This window comes from Enterobacter sp. PP-008-ECC_S150 (assembly GCF_045257065.1).
Taxonomy (GTDB): Bacteria; Pseudomonadota; Gammaproteobacteria; order Enterobacterales; family Enterobacteriaceae; genus Enterobacter; species Enterobacter chengduensis.
Genome location: NZ_JBJHHG010000005.1, coordinates 44433 through 61306, shown reverse-complemented (window position 1 = coordinate 61306; position 16874 = coordinate 44433). Strand labels below are relative to the sequence as shown.

16 protein-coding genes are annotated in these 16874 nt (G+C 49.9%); 12 read left to right on the top strand and 4 right to left on the bottom strand.

Going from position 1 to position 16874, the window contains the following annotated elements:
• The first annotated feature begins 44 nt into the window (after nt 1-44).
• From ACJBF3_RS07720 to ACJBF3_RS07705, 4 genes are all read left to right on the top strand, one after another.
• Nucleotides 45-536: a hypothetical protein gene (locus ACJBF3_RS07720; RefSeq protein ID WP_318591472.1), complete on the top strand. Its 492-nt coding sequence runs from the start codon at nt 45-47 to the stop codon at nt 534-536.
• Nucleotides 533-658 carry a hypothetical protein gene (locus ACJBF3_RS07715; RefSeq protein ID WP_265094026.1) on the top strand — a complete coding sequence of 42 codons (126 nt, stop codon included), beginning with the start codon at nt 533-535 and terminating at the stop codon, nt 656-658. Before ACJBF3_RS07720 ends, ACJBF3_RS07715 begins: the two co-directional genes overlap by 4 nt.
• Before the next feature lie 233 nt (nt 659-891).
• The gene (locus tag ACJBF3_RS07710) at nt 892-1626 is read left to right on the top strand and encodes an inovirus-type Gp2 protein (RefSeq protein ID WP_318591471.1); all 735 of its coding nucleotides are present in this window, start codon (nt 892-894) and stop codon (nt 1624-1626) included.
• A gap of 451 nt (nt 1627-2077) precedes the next feature.
• The gene (locus ACJBF3_RS07705; RefSeq protein ID WP_016245124.1) at nt 2078-2362 is read left to right on the top strand and encodes a hypothetical protein; all 285 of its coding nucleotides are present in this window, start codon (nt 2078-2080) and stop codon (nt 2360-2362) included.
• 69 nt (nt 2363-2431) lie between these two features.
• Here ACJBF3_RS07705 and ACJBF3_RS07700 read toward each other — a convergent pair whose 3' ends face one another.
• Entirely contained in the window at nt 2432-2995 is a 564-nt protein-coding gene (locus ACJBF3_RS07700) for a recombinase family protein (RefSeq protein WP_290095312.1), read from the bottom strand.
• A gap of 357 nt (nt 2996-3352) precedes the next feature.
• On the opposite strand from ACJBF3_RS07700, the gene ACJBF3_RS07695 reads away from it, so the two are divergent.
• Nucleotides 3353-4453, top strand: a complete 1101-nt coding sequence (locus tag ACJBF3_RS07695; protein WP_406544900.1) for a beta family protein — start codon at nt 3353-3355, stop codon at nt 4451-4453.
• Here the strand turns inward: ACJBF3_RS07695 and ACJBF3_RS07690 are convergent.
• Nucleotides 4413-4991, bottom strand: coding sequence for a sce7726 family protein (locus ACJBF3_RS07690; protein WP_016245121.1), 579 nt, complete (start codon nt 4989-4991; stop codon nt 4413-4415). The genes ACJBF3_RS07695 and ACJBF3_RS07690 overlap by 41 nt on opposite strands.
• Before the next feature lie 388 nt (nt 4992-5379).
• Nucleotides 5380-6162 carry an OB-fold protein gene (locus tag ACJBF3_RS07685; protein ID WP_406544898.1) on the bottom strand — a complete coding sequence of 261 codons (783 nt, stop codon included), beginning with the start codon at nt 6160-6162 and terminating at the stop codon, nt 5380-5382.
• Between the two features lie 159 nt (nt 6163-6321).
• Here ACJBF3_RS07685 and ACJBF3_RS07680 point away from each other — a divergent pair, with 159 nt between their 5' ends.
• Nucleotides 6322-6531, top strand: coding sequence for a hypothetical protein (locus tag ACJBF3_RS07680; protein ID WP_105611534.1), 210 nt, complete (start codon nt 6322-6324; stop codon nt 6529-6531).
• A gap of 192 nt (nt 6532-6723) precedes the next feature.
• On the opposite strand, the gene ACJBF3_RS07675 is transcribed toward ACJBF3_RS07680, so the two are convergent.
• On the bottom strand, nt 6724-8313 hold the full coding sequence (locus tag ACJBF3_RS07675; RefSeq protein ID WP_016245118.1) for a hypothetical protein: 1590 nt from the start codon (nt 8311-8313) through the stop codon (nt 6724-6726).
• 1069 nt (nt 8314-9382) lie between these two features.
• Between ACJBF3_RS07675 and tdcA the strand changes: the two genes are divergently transcribed.
• From tdcA to ACJBF3_RS07645, 6 genes are all read left to right on the top strand, one after another.
• Entirely contained in the window at nt 9383-10303 is a 921-nt protein-coding gene (gene tdcA / locus ACJBF3_RS07670; RefSeq protein WP_045330815.1) for a transcriptional regulator TdcA, read from the top strand.
• A 100-nt stretch (nt 10304-10403) separates the two neighbouring features.
• The gene (gene tdcB / locus ACJBF3_RS07665; protein WP_023326154.1) at nt 10404-11393 is read left to right on the top strand and encodes a bifunctional threonine ammonia-lyase/L-serine ammonia-lyase TdcB; all 990 of its coding nucleotides are present in this window, start codon (nt 10404-10406) and stop codon (nt 11391-11393) included.
• A gap of 9 nt (nt 11394-11402) precedes the next feature.
• Nucleotides 11403-12734, top strand: coding sequence for a threonine/serine transporter TdcC (gene tdcC, locus ACJBF3_RS07660; RefSeq protein ID WP_045330817.1), 1332 nt, complete (start codon nt 11403-11405; stop codon nt 12732-12734).
• Between the two features lie 30 nt (nt 12735-12764).
• The gene (tdcD, locus tag ACJBF3_RS07655; protein ID WP_045330898.1) at nt 12765-13973 is read left to right on the top strand and encodes a propionate kinase; all 1209 of its coding nucleotides are present in this window, start codon (nt 12765-12767) and stop codon (nt 13971-13973) included.
• Nucleotides 13974-13989: 16 nt separating this feature from the next.
• Nucleotides 13990-16284: a formate C-acetyltransferase gene (gene pflB / locus ACJBF3_RS07650; protein WP_045330818.1), complete on the top strand. Its 2295-nt coding sequence runs from the start codon at nt 13990-13992 to the stop codon at nt 16282-16284.
• 151 nt (nt 16285-16435) lie between these two features.
• On the top strand, nt 16436-16846 hold the full coding sequence (locus tag ACJBF3_RS07645; RefSeq protein ID WP_045330820.1) for a Spy/CpxP family protein refolding chaperone: 411 nt from the start codon (nt 16436-16438) through the stop codon (nt 16844-16846).
• Nucleotides 16847-16874: the final 28 nt, after the last annotated feature.

Sequence of the window (16874 nt, the reverse complement as noted above, 5' to 3'; positions counted from 1 at the left end):
TCGCGAACCCTTACGCCCATTTATTACCGATACGGAGTGCCAACATGGCTACAAAGATAAAACTGTCTAACCAGATTGACCCAGAATTGCAGATTTTTATCGATAAGATCGCAGCAAAATACCAACCAAACCCAGAAGTTTTGCAGCGCCGAATTGAAAACGCCGAAGCCCGTTATAACAAGTTCCAGAACTTTGCAGACATTCCGGCGCGGCTGGTGGACAGGCTCCAGGCCCTGATCCTTGACGGCTGGCGGTTTCATCTTTCTGGGCCCGCTTCAGTGCTTGCCAATCCATCGATGATTTCCGTTACTTTGCAAAAACCTGCCCCACTGATCGAAACAGAACTCAAAGAACTGCGATCCAAGGCCTCCGACTCATATACCAATGAACTTTTTTCAGGCATGGAGCGCGAGATCGATGAATTGATGCAACAAGCCGCCGAGGACTCGCAGCGGAAAGCCGAGAAACAAGCAGAGGCAGAGCAGGCCGCAATGCGGAATCGCTTACGCACTCTCCTGAACGGAGTTAAAGCATGACAACAAAGACACCGCGCGAATGCCCCGTTCATATTATCGATGAAGAAGCGTTGAAACGCGCCATTGCCAAAGCGAAAGAACTTGCCGATGCAGAGCCGGAAAAATACCGCCGAATAAAATAATTTTTGCACCTTTCCGGAATTGAGAGTATGTTTGATAATGGGTTATTTCACCATGTAAACTTCTTGCGAAAAAATTCACACTACTTAGATTGCCTGTAGTGCCTTTAACGGCGCGGGCTTTGCCCGTGGCTGTGGCTGCCCTTTTCCGGTGGTCTGATGGTAATAACTTATACGCACGTACACGTATACACGCACACGAGAGAGCATTCATGTAAACAGTCAGAGGAGGAGCTTTGCAACAACAGACACAAACAGAATTACCCCCTACACAGTTAGCACAACTACAAACCACGCCTTACAGAACAGTTGTCCACGATCACGGGCGCTATTCGGTCATCACGGGCGACAAATTTTTCCATAACGGCTACCCCTATCCCGTCAACACTACAGCCGAATCTGGTGTTCGGTTAGATATCCTTACCCCGATAGCCGCAGAGCTTGACGCAATACTGAGTTCTTATAGTCGTGTTTACCTCACCCGCTTTGATCTTCGCTTACCAGCAGGTACACCCGTAGACACCGCTAACGAATGGGTAAGCCAGCTATTCAAGAAACTACGCGAGCGGCTGAAATCGAAATTTCGTAGACCTGAAGGAGTTGCAGATCCGATCCTCAACTTCGCTTACGGCTGGGTGCGGGAAAAAGAAATGGCAAAACAGGTGCATTACCATTGCTGGATAGCCCTTCCGCACCGGCAGGTAAGGAGACTTGGAACCCCGACAACGGGCATTGCTGGAGTTATCACTGAAATTTGGTGCAAACTGACAGGCGGCAAAGATACGCTGGTGGAACTTCTCGGCAAGGATAAGCGATTCCCGGAAAGTTATGTCATCGAGCGTGGTAAACCTGAAACACTGGAAGGACCGTTATACTGGTTGTCGTATCTGGCAAAGACGCGCGGGAAGTACCAGACCGGGGAAGGTGACCGGGTACACTCTACATCAAAATTACGTAACAAAAACCTGTGATCACGAAATCCTTTGTAGAAAGCCCGCTACGAGCTTCAAATTCAAGGGCAGTACCTTCGCATTACCCACACCACAAAAAGCGCTCACAATGGCGCATGTGGCGTTTAACGATGCCTTTCCTTATCATTGTCAGGTTAACTTTTAAATATAGCGCATTATTCTCATCTTTGCGAAAATTTTTTCAATCTGTTCAATCTCCGGCTTCTGGTACAGGCTTCGCACTTTCCCGGATCAAATGGTTGAAATAGAGACAAAAAAGCCCCGCAAATCGCGAAGATCACGTTCTAACATCTTGAGAGAACTTTTCCCGCAAGCGTCACAAACCCTGATTTATTCAATTCATTCACTTGATGCAAGGAGATACTATCGGGTAGGTGGGTATACTTCGATCCGAAGAAGTAGCCCGTAAAAGAACATATCGTCTACTTGAAGTTTTTACTCAGGAGGTTTTATGGCACTTTTAAACAGAAGCGACCTTCAATTTCAATACGCATGGTCAGCATTATCTCCCGATGACCCGCGTATAACGGGAAAACCGGATAGTACATTGCTTAACCGCCATGAAGGATATGAGGTTCTTTCGTTCCTTAACCGCTTAGCTCATGCAAGTAATTGGGATACCAAATCGCCAGCACTCAAAGCAGAAAGGCTGATCAAGAACCATCTACCCGGCGAAGTGCGTAGTCATAAGAATGTCTGGCAATGGCTCGTGGATAACTGGAACAGATATCAGTAACTGATCCCCATGTGGTAATTATACAACCGACGCAGCAATGCTGCGTTCGGTTCTTCGGCGAAGGAAATATCACAACGGTGCTTCATTCAGTTCTTTTTTGATCCGGAAAAATGTAGCCCGCCCACACCCCACCAGCTTGTAAATTTCTTCATTGGAGTATGTCCCCTTAGCCAAATACTCAGCGACCTTCCTGCGGATCTCGTCATCTTTTTGTCGCCCTTTGAATACACCTTTCGCCTTCGCGATCTTGATGCCTTCATTCTGGCGTTGGCGAATAAAAGAGCGCTCCAATTCACCGACGGCTCCGAGCATTGTGATCATAAATTTGCTGGTGGGTGAATCATCAAACACCATGTGATTATCGATAAACTCAACCCTTACACCATTTGTGGTCAGTTCCTCCAGAATCTCCAGCAGATCGCGGGTATTACGTGCCAAGCGGTCAACGCTTTTAACTCGAACCGTGTCGCCAGGACGAACTTTACTCATTAGCTCTTTTAGGACTGGTCTGTCTGCATCCTTACCGCTGGCTTTATCGATCAAAATCTCGTCAGCCTGCGTCGCCAGCACTTCAACTTGACGCGCTTCATTCTGATCTTTGCTACTTACCCGTACATATCCGAAAGTTTTCATCTCTGCCTCAAAGTCTCATATTGATGACATTAACGATACAGTATCAAATAAGTTAAAACAACATCATTTAGATACTAAATTCGAACATCTGCGGTAAGTATCAACTGTGTCTACCGAAAAGATACGCTGAGACATTCTTGGAGTATTCCTTACGAAAGATAACTGTTACGTTAGGTCTCAAAGGTCCGTTTGCGTAAAGGCCAGCAATCTTTTGCCATATTTAATATGTGAGTTCATAAAACTAACATTCATCTCTACTCCCCATAAGACTCATGAAGTGTGAGCAATTTCATAGTATTACCTATCGTATGGCGAGATATTGGATTTCCTTTGTTGCCATATTAATGGGAGAGAAACATGGCAAATATTTCATATATACCAATACTTAAAACGAAAAGAGCGGAATTCTCTGCACTCACACAGCTTACACCACATGTTAAGGAAAAAATTTCACCTTTACTTGAAATCGAGCCAGTCCCTATCGATCCAGATACGGAGATTCCTGATAAATCATATGATGAAATGCTTGATGGGTTTGGTCAGAAAGTTGCTGGAGCCTGTTCTGCTATGTCATCAGTTTTTCTGGATGGGATCCTGATTGAGGAGCAATTTATATCAGCTCATGACACATACCCGATGGTTAATGCGGTGAATCAGGTACGTGCAGCGGGAATACGCGTTATACCGGTTACATCACCAACAAGAACCCAGAATTATCGCAACGCTATCGACACGCTTCTCCAAGGTGAGGTTTGTTTAAGACTCACAACGGTTGACCTTGTGAATCCACAGATGATTTCTACATACATTCAACATCTTGGTTTGCCCCCTGAACAAATCGATGTCGTAATAGATTTAAGGGATATGTTAACTGAAGAGAGTGTTAATGCTGGGACAATCAGAATCATGGCATTAGGGCTTATAAACAATCTTCAACATGTTTCTACTTTCCGAACAGTAGCTCTCGCATCCGGTTCTTTCCCGATCGATTTAAGTAGTATCGCGGTTGGTATTTACTCCCAGCAAAGGTTGGAATGGACCCTTTGGCAAGATTTGCATACAAATGGTCAGTTAGTTAGACAGATGATTTATAGCGATTATGGCGTTCAGCATCCTGAATACACCCGCTTAGCTACTCGTTTTCCAAGTGCTACAGCAAGCGTTCGCTACACTGGTGACAATGATTTTTGGGTGTTTAGGGGAAGAGTTGCAACCCGCTATGGCTATGAACAGTATGGAGCACATAGCCAAGCGATTATTGCGCATCCAGAATACCCAGGGGCTAGCTTCTGTGCTGGAGACCAAGACATAGAAAACTATGCTCAGGTGTATGCTGCATATCGGCTAAATCCGTTACCTTCACATAAATTTGGTAGTCCAGAGGTATGGCGAAGGATTGGACAAAACCACCATATAACTAAGGTCGTACATCAACTCGCCAATCTTTACGGGCTTTGAGGGTTTCGCGGACTATAGATCTTAGCTCATCTGCTTGAAGCGTATCCGCTAGAAGCATCCATAAAAATTTACGCGGTTTACTTTTTAAACCGCGCTCTTGCCCCACCGATTTTAGGATGGACAAAAGCTCATCTTTCCACAGAAGCATGGATAAAGATAACTTGTCTATGCTGGGATTGCGCTTGTCAGAACGCACTGTTTGCAGATGTATGCCGTTTCGCAACCCTTGAGTGACGACTTTTACACCCCACCAACTGGGTATCATTTCAAGCGCAGACTCAGCATGACATTCTGAGACAACTAACGTTACTTTATCCATAATGGAGGAATAATGTTCTATTTGCTTAGGGAGTCTAAGTAAATTGTCACTTTTACTTTTTAACTCATAGCCGTGCATCAATCCATTGATCACAGCAATATCGGCACGACTTGCCCCCAAGTTCATTGTAAATTCATCAATAATGAGGGTGCTGGGATCCTTATGATGCTCTTTGAGGATCTTGCTGTGTACGGCTCTTCTTACATCAATGTCTCTCATTTCTTAACCATGTAACAATACTAAAGGGGCCCGTGTAGTAACGCTGCTGGGTTCATTCTGGTAATGGTATAGCATGACTTTTTACAACTCCATTGGAGAAGGCTCACATTTCAGCACAATATGATAATAAATGCTGGAAGTCATTAAAAACATAATGAATTGATTTTATTGTATTTTTATCCGAAATGAGCACTCGCTAATCTATGGGATATTTTGCAAAGATTCAGCATTCATCATGCATGTTAAGGAAATCCGTTAAGCCGTGCGGCCCACGTACCGCCGATATTTTTCGCCTGTGTGACATTTCGGGAGGGGATGCTTCTGAAATCTTCGCGCGGGGGGGGAGGGTAAGTCGCCGGGAATTTTACCCGGCAGACCGTATCACAGATTAGTTAAAGGTGCAGTCACTGCCAGACGGTGCACCGATGAAAAACTGCATCTTTTCGCAAGTTACGGTGATCTTTTGGCCCTTTTTCAATTTCGACGCCTGCGCTTTCTCTGAGTCCGACATACTCAGTCTGACAGGCATGAAGCGATTACCGCTTTCAAGTTTAAGAACTACATCATTCGCGAAATTTTTTGTTATGTCCTGAACATTTCCGGTTACTTCCACCTTACGACCACCAATTTTGTCATCAGCGGCAACCTCGTTAGCTTTATAAAGTTCAGCCAGACCTTTCGCCGTAGTTCGATACACGCTTTCGTCTGAAGTTGTCGCCTTTGATTTTGCGACATTTGCTTGCGGAGCTAAAGGCATTAGTCCCGTAAGGGCCATCTTTCTAAAATCCTTCTGCATCAATGCATAAGCACCAACAGCACCGCAACTATCTATTCCAATTTTATCTTTCGTTGCCAGAATCATTTTCTTCTTCTTAGCATTTTTCAGCTTATCTCCCATCTCAGCGCCAAAGACGATTGAATTGTAAACAGCGTAGTAACTTTCCGTGTCGGTGGTCATTCCTTTGGTGGCGCTAGCGCTGATGGACTTGATGGCTCTATCAATGGAGTTCGTTCCATCGTCTGAAAGTACCTGGTCGCAACTGGCTGAAACAAGCGTTTTGACATAAGCAGACAGGTAATCAGGATATGGCTGGATTTCGCCCGAGACCGCTCCACTAGCTACGAATGAGAAAGCGCAGAGCAACAGAGGCAGCGCAGTAATTTTTTTCATGCTTCTTCCTGTATGCAGACTTGACCGTTAAAATTAATAATAGATTTTATCGATCGAAATTATATTATCGATCGTTTTTATAGATCAATAATTGAGATGCATCTTACATACCCCGCTTGCAGGAAGGCGGCAGAAATCAACTTCAATTGAGGATTTAAGATGGTAAGAAAAGTGTTGTTGATGGGGCTTATCTTCACTGCGTTCAGTGCCAATGCCGGGCGCATAACTATGAGCAACCCGGAGCAGTCAACCATGGCGAACGGGCAAACCTTGTGTGTCTATTCCAACAGTATTTACACCTTTACCTACGTCACCAAGTCGAAGCATTGCCCATACAGCAAAAGTTTCGATACGGCTGATAGTGAGTAAATCTGGGGGGCAGCCTTCGCCTGACAACAAAGGAGCGACAGATACAAAATGGGTTCAAATATGACCTGAACCTATTCAGGCCTAAAAACGAACGTGACGGCGAGATGCTGTTTACTCACGTAACCTTTACAATGAAATTGGCAGGACCAAGCTCCGTCATAAGAATCATAAATGGCAAAGCCCGATACCAGATTAAAAGTCGTATTCATCGGCTACATCATGCCCCGCAAACCTGAACGGTTCGCGTGTATTTCTGCTGTTCACTTTGAATACATTGTCGATGAAATGCTTTTCGAACACCCGGATGAGCGAAGCGTTGCGTGTGGCATTGATTCTGTTGCGTACATCATGAGGCTCAAGGATATTTACGCTGTACCGCTGATTAATGGCATTTTGTTCCTTAAACTTGCTCAGCCTTGCGCGGGTATCATCACTGAACTTTCCGGTGGTCCATAGTTCTACGGCAATATCAGCCCCTGAATATTCACGGAGTGCATGCATTCTGAATACCTTAATCTGATGCCCTATCCAGTGTTTAACATCCTCATCTCTGACCGTTGAATATGGCTTGTAGCCCTTGCATTCGATGAAGGTAACTCGGGCATTTCCTTGCCGTGCAAAAACATCACAGTCAGCCTGTTTTCCGTCGCCTGATATGCATAATCTCCCAACATCAACAATAGGGTGGTCCATACGAACAGCTTCGGCCACGATGTACTCGAACAAATCCCCCTGCAACTGTGTAGTTGCACCTTCTATTCGCGAGAGCTTAGACATAATTTCGTCGATAGCAGTTATATTCTCTCCCAAGTTCAGTGACATGTGGCTAATCAGTGCTTGTAGCTGGATAAGCGCCTCAGCAAGATCCTGGCCAAATAGTGATTCAGGTGTGGCCGGGATGATTCCTGCCTGCTTTAGTGCCTGGAATGCTTCCGCAGAGTATTCATTCGCAATGAACATAAAAAGACATCGGGGACTGTTTTTAAGGCTGCTGATTGAACGGCATTTCGTAAGGAAGGGCTGCACGTGCTGCAAACTCAGAGTGAAACCCAACAACAGATCACACACAAAGAATCCCGGGCGGGTTTCCCCTGTCTTCGTAAACTGGAGGAGTGGGTTTAGGTACGAGGCGGCTGAGATATCGAAACAGAAACTCGAGACACATGGCATCTGATCTGACGTATCTGTCTCGCGGGTCCGCAAAGTATCGTAGCTGATGATACCGGTGTTTTTCACCCACTGTCCGACAGCTTTCATCAGAACAGATTCAGTCGTCAGACGTGCTTTTAAGTAAGGGATAGCACGATGATATGCTTCGTCATTCTTTTCTGTCAGTGCGACACAATCGCCAACTGAAACCAGATTCACTATCCTTACCATCTTATGCTGGACTAATCCTTCCAGGACGGTGGTCCACGAAAGTCTCTTTTTCATGGCTATCGGCGAGCCACAAGCTGCTGCAAAATGCTCGAGTTTGAGAATCCCCCCACGTGCCCTTAGGCAGCTCAATGCCAGCCCATATGCTGAACCGGATTCAAGCAGTGCAGTAGTCAGGTTTCGCCAGTAACGCCCCGAACTATACTGTTTAGCAAGATAGATGAAACGTTCGCGCTTTGGAAAGAGGCGGTCAACGCAGTGTAGCTGACCAGTAGCTACCGCACGTGAAACCTGCTTTCGTGCAGTCACGCTGTTTATCGTCGATTTTTTTACCATCTCTTCTACGAGGACCGAGCTCAAACAGGGGCCCGTTTTCTCAAGGAGGGTAGAGATTAACTGTGTCATTAGTATTCCGTCACACTGCGTATATAATAATAACAATACACTCTTCTTTGATGCAAACAAAGCAATGCGAAAACTTTATGTATTACATATAGTTATATGAGAATAAGTTGCCTCAGCATTTAAGTTGTCACAATAGTGATGATATTAATTGATTATTCTGTTTATATCATGAACATCGTGTCCTTCCCCTTCCTGTTCTGACACACTAAATTGGTTACCTGAATGGATGGGAAAATGTTCGTTCCTTACTCATCAGAGGTTTTTAACCTGCTTTATCTGCCACACAAACTGAGATACAGTCTGCGACACAAGACAACTTCAGCGCCGCAGATGCCTGACGTATGGTTGAACGAAGCCGCCTTATCGGTCAGCTTCAACTTCTTAGAAAACCCCGCTTTGGCGGGGTTTTTGCTTTCCTGGTGGTTGTAGGCCGGGTAAGCGCAGCGCCACCCGGCAACCACACAAGCGACATCAATTCTCATATTTGCGACATTAAGCACATTCCACTGCTTTTATCCTTTCATCCTCGCTACTGAATCTGTAGACGATCGCCATCACAAAATTTCACGCTAAAAAACGGATGATTTTTAGTATTGATAATTTGTTAATGTTGTTATCCTAATGATCGCAAAACTTTTCCCGTCTGATATGCATATATTGAAATCAAATACATTCCCCCGGTGAATATGTGACATATTCCACTCTTTTACGCGTGTTTGAAAATTCACCTCGTAAAAAATTGATAAATTGAAAGATTGTTTCACCCAAATAACGGTTATTTATTGTCCTTTAATTGTCTGAAATATCGTCTCTATTGATTTTTAAAAGCGCAGTTTAATTTATCCGGGTTATCGCCATAAAATAAATTTATTACCGCTGATTTTGTTGATCAATATCAGCATTATAGCGTATTTGAATGCACCTATATACCTGATTTATAGTGTTTTTTATTGCTTTTGATGGTGTAGGTTAAAAGGGCTGAAAGGCAAATTGTGAGTAACAGCACATACCCCTCTTAACATTATTGAGTAGAATCCACTCCGTCATAGGGAAATAAGCGCAGAATATTATGAACACTATTATTCTACCGAAAACACAGCACCTCGTGGTATTTCAGGAAGTCATTAAAAGTGGCTCCATAGGTTCTGCTGCAAGACAACTGGGCCTGACGCAGCCCGCCGTGAGCAAAATCATCAGCGATATTGAATCCTACTTCGGCGTGGAAGTGATGGTGCGGAAAAACACCGGCGTAAAACTCACTGCCGCAGGCCAGGTGCTGCTCTCCTACTCAGAGTCAATCACCCGCGAAATGAAAAACATGGTGAGCGAAATCAACAGCCTGAGTTTCAGCACCGTGATGGACGTCTCCTTTGGCTACCCGTCGCTGATCGGCTTTACCTTCCTGTCCGAAATGATCAAAAAATTCAAGGAAGTGTTCCCGAAAGCGCGCGTATCCATGTATGAAGCCCAGCTCTCCTCTTTCCTGCCAGCCATTCGTGACGGTCGTCTGGATTTCTCCATCGGCACGCTGAGCGATGAAATGCTGCTGCAGGATCTGCACGTCGAGCCGCTGTTTGAGTCCGAGTTTGTGCTGGTCGCCAGCAAAACGCGAACGTGCACCGGCCCGACGACACTGGCATCGCTCACGCACGAGCAGTGGGTGATGCCGCAAACCGATATGGGCTACTACAAAGAACTTCTGACCACTCTGCAAGACAACCACATCAGCATCGAAAACATCGTCCAGACCGATTCCGTCGTCACCATTTATAACCTTGTGCTGAATGCCGATTATCTTACGGTCATTCCCCGCGACATGATTGCCCCGTTCGGTTCTGACCAGTTTATCGTGCTACCCGTAGAAGATGAATTACCCGTGGCGCGCTATGCCGCCGTGTGGTCTAAAAATTACAGAATTAAAAAATCGGCGTCAGTATTAGTTGAGCTGGCAAAACAATATTCGTCGATGAATATCGAAAGACGACGATGAATTGATAGAACGCATTTTAAAAATACCCGGAGCTTAGTTTTCTAACGCTCTGATACCCTGACTTTGCCTGAAAAGAATGAATTATTATAACGAGGATATTATGCACATTACTTACGATCTCCCGGTAACCATTGAAGATATTCAGGACGCCAGAAAACGACTGGCAGGCAAGATATATAAAACCGGCATGCCGCGTTCGAATTATCTCAGCGAGCGCTGTAAGGGCGAAATATTCCTGAAGTTTGAGAACATGCAGCGTACCGGTTCGTTCAAAATTCGCGGCGCGTTTAATAAATTAAGCTCGCTGACCGACGCTGAAAAACGCAAGGGCGTGGTCGCCTGCTCCGCGGGAAACCACGCGCAGGGGGTCTCGCTCTCCTGCGCCATGCTCGGCATCGACGGTAAGGTGGTGATGCCAATGGGCGCGCCAAAATCCAAGGTGGCCGCGACCCGCGACTACTCGGCTGAAGTGGTGCTGCACGGCGAGAACTTCAACGACACCATCGCCAAAGTCAGCGAAATCGTCGAGATGGAAGGGCGTATTTTTATTCCGCCTTACGACGACGCCAAAGTGATCGCCGGGCAGGGCACCATCGGTCTGGAAATTCTCGAAGATTTGTATGACGTGGATAACGTGATTGTGCCTATCGGCGGCGGCGGATTAATTGCCGGCATTGCCACGGCGATTAAATCCATCAACCCGACCATCAATATTATCGGCGTACAGTCTGAAAACGTGCACGGAATGGCTGCCTCCTGGCAGGCAGGAGAAATAACCAACCATCGCGTTACCGGCACGTTAGCCGACGGCTGCGATGTTTCCCGCCCGGGGAAATTAACCTTCGAAATCGTTCGCGAACTGGTCGATGACATTGTGCTGGTCAGCGAAGACGATATTCGCAACAGCATGATCGCGCTTATTCAGCGCAATAAAGTGGTGACGGAAGGCGCAGGCGCGCTGGCCTGTGCCGCGTTATTAAGCGGCAAGCTCGATCACTATATTCAGGGCCGCAAAACCGTCTGCATTATTTCCGGCGGCAATATCGATCTCTCCCGTGTTTCCCAAATTACCGGCTTCGTTGACGCATAAAGGTGACCTATGAGCAACACAGAAAGCATTATCGTTGGCCAGACAAAAACGTCCTCCTGGCGCAAGTCTGATACCACCTGGACGCTTGGCCTGTTTGGTACCGCCATTGGCGCAGGCGTGCTGTTCTTCCCCATTCGCGCAGGCTTTGGCGGGCTGATTCCTATCCTGCTGATGCTGGTTCTTGCGTTTCCGATCGCCTTTTACTGCCACCGCGCGCTGGCGCGTCTGTGCCTCTCCGGCAGCAACGTCTCCGGCAACATCACCGAAACGGTGGAAGAGCACTTTGGTAAAACCGGCGGGGTGGTGATCACGTTCCTCTACTTCTTCGCCATTTGTCCGCTGCTGTGGATTTACGGCGTTACCATTACCAACACCTTTATGACCTTCTGGGAAAACCAGCTCCAGCTGCCCGCGCTGAACCGCGGCGTGGTGGCACTGTTCCTGCTGCTGCTGATGGCCTTTGTTATCTGGTTCGGTAAAGACCTGATGGTGAAGGTGATGAGCTTCCTGGTGTTCCCGTTCATCGCCAGCCTGGTGCTGATTTCCCTGTCGCTGATCCCTTACTGGAACTCGGCGGTGATTGACCAGGTCAACCTGAGCGATATCGCCTTCACCGGCCATGACGGCATTCTGGTCACGGTGTGGTTGGGGATCTCCATCATGGTCTTCTCCTTCAACTTCTCGCCTATCGTCTCCTCGTTTGTGGTCTCGAAGCGCGAAGAGTATGAGCCAGAGTTCGGTAAAGCGTTCACCGAGCAAAAATGTTCCAAAATTATCAGCCGCGCCAGCCTGCTGATGGTCGCCGTGGTGATGTTCTTCGCCTTTAGCTGCCTGTTCACGCTCTCCCCGCAGAACATGGCGGAGGCCAAAGCGCAGAACATTCCGGTGCTCTCTTACCTGGCAAACCACTTTGCCTCCATGTCCGGCTCCAAATCGACGTTTGCGACGGTGCTCGAATACGGTGCCTCCATCATCGCGCTGGTCGCTATCTTCAAATCCTTCTTCGGCCACTATCTGGGCACGCTGGAAGGGCTGAACGGCCTGATCCTCAAGTTCGGCTATAAGGGCGACAAGAAGAAAGTCTCTGTCGGCAAGCTGAACACCATCAGCATGGTGTTCATCATGGGCTCCACCTGGATTGTGGCCTACGCCAACCCGAACATTCTCGACCTTATTGAGGCCATGGGTGCGCCAATCATCGCCTCTCTGCTGTGCCTGCTGCCGATGTACGCCATCCGCAAAGCGCCAGCCATGGCGAAATATAAGGGCAAACCCGAGAACATTTTCGTCACGGTTGTGGGCCTGCTGACCATTCTGAATATCGTTTACAAACTGTTCTAACCCATTGCTCAGGAAGAGCGGAGTCACATGATGATTGAGTTTCCGGTAGTACTGGTTATTAACTGCGGTTCGTCCTCTGTTAAGTTTTCGGTGCTCGACGCCAGCAGCTGCGAGGCCCTGATGACGGGCATTGCGGACGGTATCAACACTGAAAAGGCCTTTATCTCCGTGAACGGGGGTGAGCCGGTCAAACTGGCTCACCGCGACTACGAAGGGGCGCTGGCTGCCATCGCCCTGGAGCTGGAGAAGCGTAACCTGATGAGCAGCGTGGCCTTAATTGGCCACCGCATTGCGCACGGCGGCGATCTCTTCAGCGAGTCGACCCTTATTACGGAAGCGGTGATCGCGCAGATCCGTCAGGTCTCCCCGCTGGCGCCGCTGCATAACTACGCCAACTTAAGCGGTGTGGAAGCCGCCGAGCGCCTGTTCCCGGGCGTGCAGCAGGTTGCGGTCTTTGATACCAGCTTCCACCAGACGCTGCCGCCGCAGGCCTACCTGTACGGCTTGCCGTACCGCTATTTTGAAGCGCTGGGCGTGCGTCGCTACGGCTTCCACGGCACCTCTCACCGCTACGTGGCCGCGCAGGCGCATACGCTTCTCGGGCTGTCCCCCGACGACAGCGGGCTGGTTATTGCCCATCTCGGCAACGGGGCGTCCATCTGTGCGGTGCGCAACGGCGAAAGCGTCGATACCTCCATGGGCATGACGCCGCTGGAAGGGCTGATGATGGGCACGCGCTGCGGCGACGTGGATTTTGGCGCGATGGCGTGGATTGCGCAGCAGACCGGCCAGTCGTTCGAGGATCTGGAGCGCGTGGTCAACAAAGAGTCCGGGCTGTTGGGGATCTCCGGCATCTCCTCCGATTTACGCGCGCTGGAGAAAGCGTGGCACGAAGGCAACGAGCGGGCAGTGCTTGCGATCCGCACCTTCGTTCACCGCATTGCGCGGCATATTGCGGGGCACGCGGCGTCGCTGCACCGTCTGGATGGCGTGATCTTTACCGGCGGCATTGGCGAAAACTCGAAACTGATCCGCGCGCTGGTGGCTGAGCATCTGAACGTGTTCGGCATCCGCCTCGACGACGCCAAAAATGCCCTCCCGGGCAGCGCGGGCGAGCGCGTCATCTCGACCGAGTCGTCCCGCGTGGTCTGCGCGGTTGTCCCTACCAACGAAGAAAAAATGATCGCGCTGGACGCCCTCCGTCTTGGGAAGGTGACACCGGCTGCGGCTTACGCCTGATAAAGCGAGAATCCACATGAAAGTAACAATCGATACGGGCGTCGCGCCCTACAGCGACGCATGGGCCGGGTTTCGCGGTGAAGAATGGAAAAGCGCCGTCAACGTGCGCGATTTTATTCAGCATAACTACACCCCTTATGACGGCGACGAAGCTTTCCTCGCGCAGGCGACGCCAGCAACGACGGCGCTGTGGCAGAAGGTAATGGTCGGCATTCGTCAGGAGAATGCCACCCACGCGCCGGTGGATTTTGACACCAACATTGCCACCACGATCACGGCTCACGGGCCGGGCTATATCGACCAGGATCTGGAGACGATCGTCGGCCTGCAAACCGATAAGCCGCTCAAGCGCGCGCTCCATCCGTACGGCGGGATCAACATGATCCGCAGCTCGTTCGAAGCCTACGGTCGCGAGATGGATCCTCAGTTCGAATACCTGTTTACCGACCTGCGTAAAACCCACAACCAGGGCGTGTTTGACGTCTATTCGCCGGAGATGATGCGCTGCCGTAAATCCGGCGTGTTGACCGGTCTGCCGGACGGCTACGGACGCGGGCGCATCATCGGCGACTATCGCCGCGTGGCGCTGTACGGCATCGCCTATCTGGTGCGCGAGCGTGAGCTGCAGTTTGCGGATCTGCAGGGCAGGCTGGAGCGCGGTGAAGATCTGGAGGCGACGATCCGCCTGCGTGAAGAGCTGGCGGAGCACAAGCGCGCGCTGCTGCAGATCCAGCAGATGGCGGCGAGCTACGGCTTTGATATCTCGCGTCCGGCGATGAACGCGCAGGAAGCGGTGCAGTGGGTCTACTTTGCCTACCTGGCGGCGGTAAAATCCCAGAACGGCGGGGCGATGTCGCTGGGGCGCACGGCCTCGTTCCTTGATATCTACATTGAACGCGACATGCAGGCTGGACGCCTGAATGAACTCCAGGCGCAGGAGCTGATCGACCACTTCATCATGAAGATCCGCATGGTGCGCTTCCTGCGCACGCCGGAGTTCGACACCCTCTTCTCCGGCGATCCGATCTGGGCGACGGAAGTGATCGGCGGCATGGGGCTGGACGGGCGCACGCTGGTGACCAAAAACAGCTTCCGCTATCTGCACACCCTGCACACCATGGGGCCCGCTCCGGAGCCGAACCTGACGATCCTCTGGTCTGAACAGCTGCCGATCGCGTTCAAGAAATACGCCGCGCAGGTATCGATCGTCACCTCTTCGCTGCAGTATGAGAACGACGACCTGATGCGGGCGGACTTCAACAGCGACGACTACGCCATTGCCTGCTGCGTCAGCCCGATGGTGATCGGCAAGCAGATGCAGTTCTTTGGCGCGCGCGCCAACCTCGCCAAAACGCTGCTGTACGCGATCAACGGCGGGGTAGACGAGAAGCTGAAGATTCAGGTCGGCCCGAAAACCGCGCCGCTGCTGGACGACGTGCTGGATTACGACACCGTGATGGCGAGCCTCGATCACTTTATGGACTGGCTGGCGGTGCAGTACATCAGCGCCCTGAATCTCATTCACTACATGCACGATAAGTACAGCTACGAGGCCTCGCTGATGGCGCTGCACGACCGCGACGTCTATCGCACCATGGCCTGCGGCATCGCGGGGCTGTCGGTGGCGGCGGATTCTCTGTCGGCCATTAAATACGCCACGGTGAAGCCGGTGCGCGACCATACCGGTCTGGCGGTCGATTTCGTGATAGAAGGCGACTATCCGCAGTACGGCAACAACGACGATCGCGTGGACAGCATCGCCTGTGACCTGGTGGAGCGCTTTATGAAGAAAATTCAGGCGCTGCCAACCTACCGCAACGCGGTACCGACCCAGTCGATACTGACGATCACCTCGAACGTGGTGTACGGCCAGAAGACCGGGAACACGCCGGACGGACGCCGCGGCGGCACGCCGTTTGCCCCGGGCGCGAACCCGATGCACGGGCGCGACAGAAAAGGGGCGGTGGCCTCGCTCACCTCGGTTGCCAAGCTGCCGTTTACCTATGCCAAAGACGGGATCTCCTACACCTTCTCTATCGTGCCGCAGGCGTTGGGCAAGGACGAGCAGGTGCGCAAAACCAACCTGGTGGGGCTGCTGGACGGGTACTTCCATCACGAAGCGTCCATTGAGGGTGGGCAGCACCTGAACGTTAACGTCATGAACCGGGAGATGCTGCTGGATGCCATTGAGCACCCTGAGAACTACCCGAACCTGACGATTCGCGTTTCGGGCTATGCGGTGCGGTTTAATGCCCTGACGCGCGAGCAGCAGCAGGATGTGATATCGAGGACGTTTACCCAATCTATCTAAATGTGAGTTCTCATGCCCCCTCAGCGCAGGGGGCATTTTTTTTGGTCCGCTGAACAGACAAAAGTGTTTATATAATTACTCACACATATTCATCCGCTCTTGAAAAACAATACGCCTGCTTTTCCCTATAACAGCATGTAAGGACAGTAAGATGATGAAAATGACCCGTATTGCGTTGGCCGCCGCAGCGCTGGCCATGTGCAGTTTTACGGCGCAGGCCGCGAACGTTGAGGCTGCTCCGTCTCCATCGCAAGACCCGCTGGTTCAGCACCTGAAGCTCAGCAATGAGCAGGTAAAGAAGATTGACGATCTGCATAAGCAGCTGGAACAAAATGTCAGCAAGATCCCGATGACGGGCGTGAAGGACGGCGCACTGATCGACATGTTCCAGGCGGGAAAATGGGACGAAAGTACGGTGAAAAAACAGCTTAGCGCGTTTAGCAAAATTGAGGAGCAGGCCCGTTATTACCGCGTGAAATATTACTTCGACGTCAGCCAGGTGTTAACACCGGAACAGCGCAAACAGATTAGAACGGATATGGCTAACGCGCTGGCTGAGTAATCCTGAAATCATTCATTAGAAATGAGAC